We start from the raw sequence: 3,394 nt of genomic DNA on the forward strand, positions 1-3,394 counted from the left end.
GGTTGTTTACCTTCTGCCGCGCATGTTAAGCGATTTTGTACACTGGTATGGTCTGACTCTTCTGGTGTGTTAGCCATTTTAGCTCTAATGGGATTTAAATCAACATAGGCCATACAGGCTGCAAGCGCTGCTTCATCTAGTAATGCTTGCGATTTGAATCTACCCTCCCAGAACCTCCCTGTGCAGTTATCTTCTTTATTTGCTCTGCGGGCAATGTCTTCATTTAGTAACCGCATAAACCAGCTAATACTTGATAAGCGTTCGCGGTATTATTTAACCGTTTGATTGAAAAAGATGGACTCAACTTTACTTAACTTTTCACTTTGTACATATTTTTGCGTTAACAATATGCCTTTACAAAGCTTATGCCAGCAAATAACAATCGCTTTATTATTCAGCCGATTTGCTTTTTTATCATCAACATACAACACTAAGTGCGTATGATTGCTTATGACAGCATAAGCACACGCGTCAATACAAAACACCTTCGCGAGCATAAGTAGTATTTCTTCAACCCAGCCTCTGCGATGCGCGTAAGAGTTAACTGTAAAATGATCTTCACCACATAAGAAAGCACGCCTAACGCAACGTGATATACAGTGGTAGTACTTTGTATCAACCAAACTTACTTGACGCTTTCTTGCGATTGCCATAGAGCTAGAGCACCTCGACTATTTTTTAAACTAACTAAAACTTAGCCTTTAATTTCATAAAATAAAAAATTAAAGTGGATGTTCAGTTTATTTTTTACGAATTAAAAGAGCTTATAAGATTTGGAAATTACTCGCATTTATAATTACTATCACGATAAATAAACCGACCATCAAACCAACATGCCGCTTAAATGGGTAAACCATTTCGCTTGTTCTATCTAATGAAACTGGGTATTGGTATTTTAGTAACGAATATACGAGGGCTTTACTATCAATACTCCAATGCGACAGTGGGATGCTCTGCCCTTTTGTGGTATCAAAAACAAGGGATATTGAGTGTGATCTTTTTGAAGTTCTGCCAACGGAGTTTTCAACTGAATCGTAATTGTAATTCCATTTAGCCTTTATGCTGATAATATCCTGCTTAGTTAGTGTGCGAGGTGTTTTATCAGTGAATAGTAACGCGGGTAAAAAAAGTTCATCATTGTTTATGATAATGGAGCTTAAAGGCGCTGTTCTTATAAAATAGTATTTATTACAAATAATAACCCTAGCAAAGTAATAGCTTGCATAAGTTATTACTAAAAATGCAAAAGATGCTTTCCAATTTTGTGATGAGAACGAAATAAATAGCGTAAGCAACGTGAAACAAGCTACGGTGAGATAGACAGATTTTTTCTTACTATCAGGAAGTGGCAGCGCACACCTTAGAATAGAAATATTATTTTTAGCTTCAGCATTACCTAAAATAGTATTTTGCGGGAATATTTTTGAAAACTTGTTTACTGTTCCTGAGTTTGTTTTTTCAGCCTCGGCCTCTTCACGTTTAGCAGTATAAACACGCTCAAGGGTTGAAAGCTTATTCACTACTAACTGCGCTTGTTTAGCTTGCTTAAAACACCTAAACGTATAGGTGCTCAATTTTCCTTCTGCTGAAGTGTAATTAATATCAATCACGCTAATGGCTTTATTATCTTGGCATGAAATTGTTTTAATCGTACTAGTATCAATGGAGTGGTGACTAAAGGTGAAGATTTTTTTCTTAAACAAATAAGCCCCCAACTTTACATCTATTTGATTATTGTGCTCATCAAATTTTAATCGATGTTGAAACAACAAAAGTGCAATAATTAATAAAACATCAAGCCCATCACTTGCATCAAAAATCAAGCCTTGACTTAAAACACCTAGTACAAGCCCTGCTACAGTTAGCCAAATTAGTAACCATTTAATCGTTTCTAATAGTGATTTTAATATAATTGAATTAGCCAAAATTCTCTCTTTAAATAAAAAGAGTATGCTTAATAGCATACTCTCATAACATATAAATACTTAAGGTATTCGAAAAGCCAATTAGCTAGACGCAATAATAATTATCCAACCGTTTTCTTTAGTAAGTTCAAATACACAGCCGTCAGACACGAATTTTTTTTCACCATACTGGGCTCTTATGTCAACCTGTGCATAATTAGATTTCGATTCAGTTGATAATTTTTGAGATAAAACCTTGAATTCAGGGCTTGTTACATACTTTTGAAACTTTTCTGCCTTTTTACTCAAGTATGCGATAGCGCGTTTTTTTTCGTCTTCCGTATCTTTGAATTGCTTTGGTACAAAAGACATCAAGGTATCAATATCTTTATCGGCTTTTGCTTGTCTAAACTCTTCGCATTTTTTTATAAATAATGGATCTTGATTATCCTTAGCAGGAAAATTCACATTTGATTCATTAGCAAATGCTGCTGTACTTAACACCATAATACTAGAAAGGGCTATTAATTGTGATTTCATTTCAAATCCTTTGTTAACGGAACAAATAAAGGGAATGTCGTGTAAATATTTAGTTTTTCACTTTTATTATTTTGCTCTGTAGCAGTCGCGTCTATTGTAAATTCAAAACCGCCCTCCACTGGTTTCCAAGTAAAACTGTCTACATCAGGAGGACCAGATAAAATTAGCCCCTCTTTATTAATACATGCTAAACCTTTTAATAAGCTTTCTTCGTTTTCTAGCGCCCACAAGTCCTTTCCCATTACAGACAAGAGTATGGTGCAACTATGCTTACTACTTTCTATATCTACATCATATATTAACATGTCACCTGATTGAAACTTAACAGAATTTTTAACAACAGCAGTTACTGAATGAGAGTCTACACACCCTTGCAAAACTAATGAACCGAGCAATACACATATTGTTTTTTTTAACATAGCATTCCTTTTTATTGTAGAGCCTTTGGTAAAGGCTCTACATAATATATCTAATCAATTGTTAACATGGAATTAACACCAACAGAGTTATCAAAAAACTTACATCCCACTGGATTGGAGGTTGGCAGCTACAAACCAGAGGCAGCTACAAACCAGACAGCCACCTTAATCGAACAAACAAAACTGTGCCACAAACCAGAGGCAGCTACAAACCAGACAGCCACCTTAATCGAACAAACAAAACTGTGCCACAAAATTAGCCCTTCAGATTCAAAATTTATCTTTTTTACTGGGTCACTTTCATTTCATCTATTAAATAAGTCATTACATTCTTAAACCCAAATTACACGCATGAAAATAACTCCGTAATGGCAGTTTTAACTTTTACTGAATGGTTTTTAATTTATGCTAATAGCTTTTCGCAGTTACTGATATTCGCTCGCCGCTTTCGCTTTAAGTTTTCACAGTAACTTGCTTGTGAGGTCGGCCTGCCTACTGCGCCGTGAAATACGCGCGTAAATTGCGTAGTGA

Annotated in this window: 4 protein-coding genes and 2 pseudogenes; 1 reads left to right on the forward strand and 5 read right to left on the reverse strand. The window is 35.4% G+C overall.

Translation table 11 applies throughout. The annotated features are described in order from the left end of the window. The 4 genes and pseudogenes from L656_RS01000000122145 to L656_RS0109935 all read right to left on the reverse strand — a co-directional run. Nucleotides 1-653: pseudogene (locus L656_RS01000000122145) on the reverse strand (transposase); the annotation flags it as partial. Between the two features lie 111 nt (nucleotides 654-764). Next, nucleotides 765-1,925, reverse strand: a complete 1,161-nt coding sequence (locus L656_RS0109925; RefSeq protein WP_024599092.1) for a hypothetical protein — start codon at nucleotides 1,923-1,925, stop codon at nucleotides 765-767. 81 nt (nucleotides 1,926-2,006) lie between these two features. Further along, nucleotides 2,007-2,444 (reverse strand): hypothetical protein, encoded by a 438-nt coding sequence (locus L656_RS0109930; protein WP_024599093.1) that lies wholly within the window; start codon nucleotides 2,442-2,444, stop codon nucleotides 2,007-2,009. Then, nucleotides 2,441-2,863, reverse strand: coding sequence for a hypothetical protein (locus tag L656_RS0109935; RefSeq protein WP_024599094.1), 423 nt, complete (start codon nucleotides 2,861-2,863; stop codon nucleotides 2,441-2,443). Before L656_RS0109935 ends, L656_RS0109930 begins: the two co-directional genes overlap by 4 nt. A gap of 66 nt (nucleotides 2,864-2,929) precedes the next feature. On the opposite strand from L656_RS0109935, the gene L656_RS1000000123215 reads away from it, so the two are divergent. Then, complete coding sequence (locus L656_RS1000000123215) at nucleotides 2,930-3,199, forward strand: hypothetical protein (protein ID WP_024599095.1); 270 nt, start codon at nucleotides 2,930-2,932, stop codon at nucleotides 3,197-3,199. A 67-nt stretch (nucleotides 3,200-3,266) separates the two neighbouring features. Here the strand turns inward: L656_RS1000000123215 and L656_RS1000000123465 are convergent. After that, nucleotides 3,267-3,394 (reverse strand): annotated as a pseudogene (locus tag L656_RS1000000123465) (transposase); the annotation flags it as partial.

Source organism: Pseudoalteromonas sp. TAE56 (genome assembly GCF_000497955.1).
Lineage (GTDB): Bacteria > Pseudomonadota > Gammaproteobacteria > Enterobacterales > Alteromonadaceae > Pseudoalteromonas.

What these genes read in the sequence shown, in the direction of transcription:
- L656_RS0109935 (WP_024599094.1), bottom strand. Translation starts at nt 2,863, where the DNA reads ATGTTAAAAAAAACAATATGTGTATTGCTCGGTTCATTAGTTTTGCAA.
- L656_RS0109930 (WP_024599093.1), bottom strand. Translation starts at nt 2,444, where the DNA reads ATGAAATCACAATTAATAGCCCTTTCTAGTATTATGGTGTTAAGTACA.
- L656_RS1000000123215 (WP_024599095.1), top strand. Translation starts at nt 2,930, where the DNA reads ATGGAATTAACACCAACAGAGTTATCAAAAAACTTACATCCCACTGGA.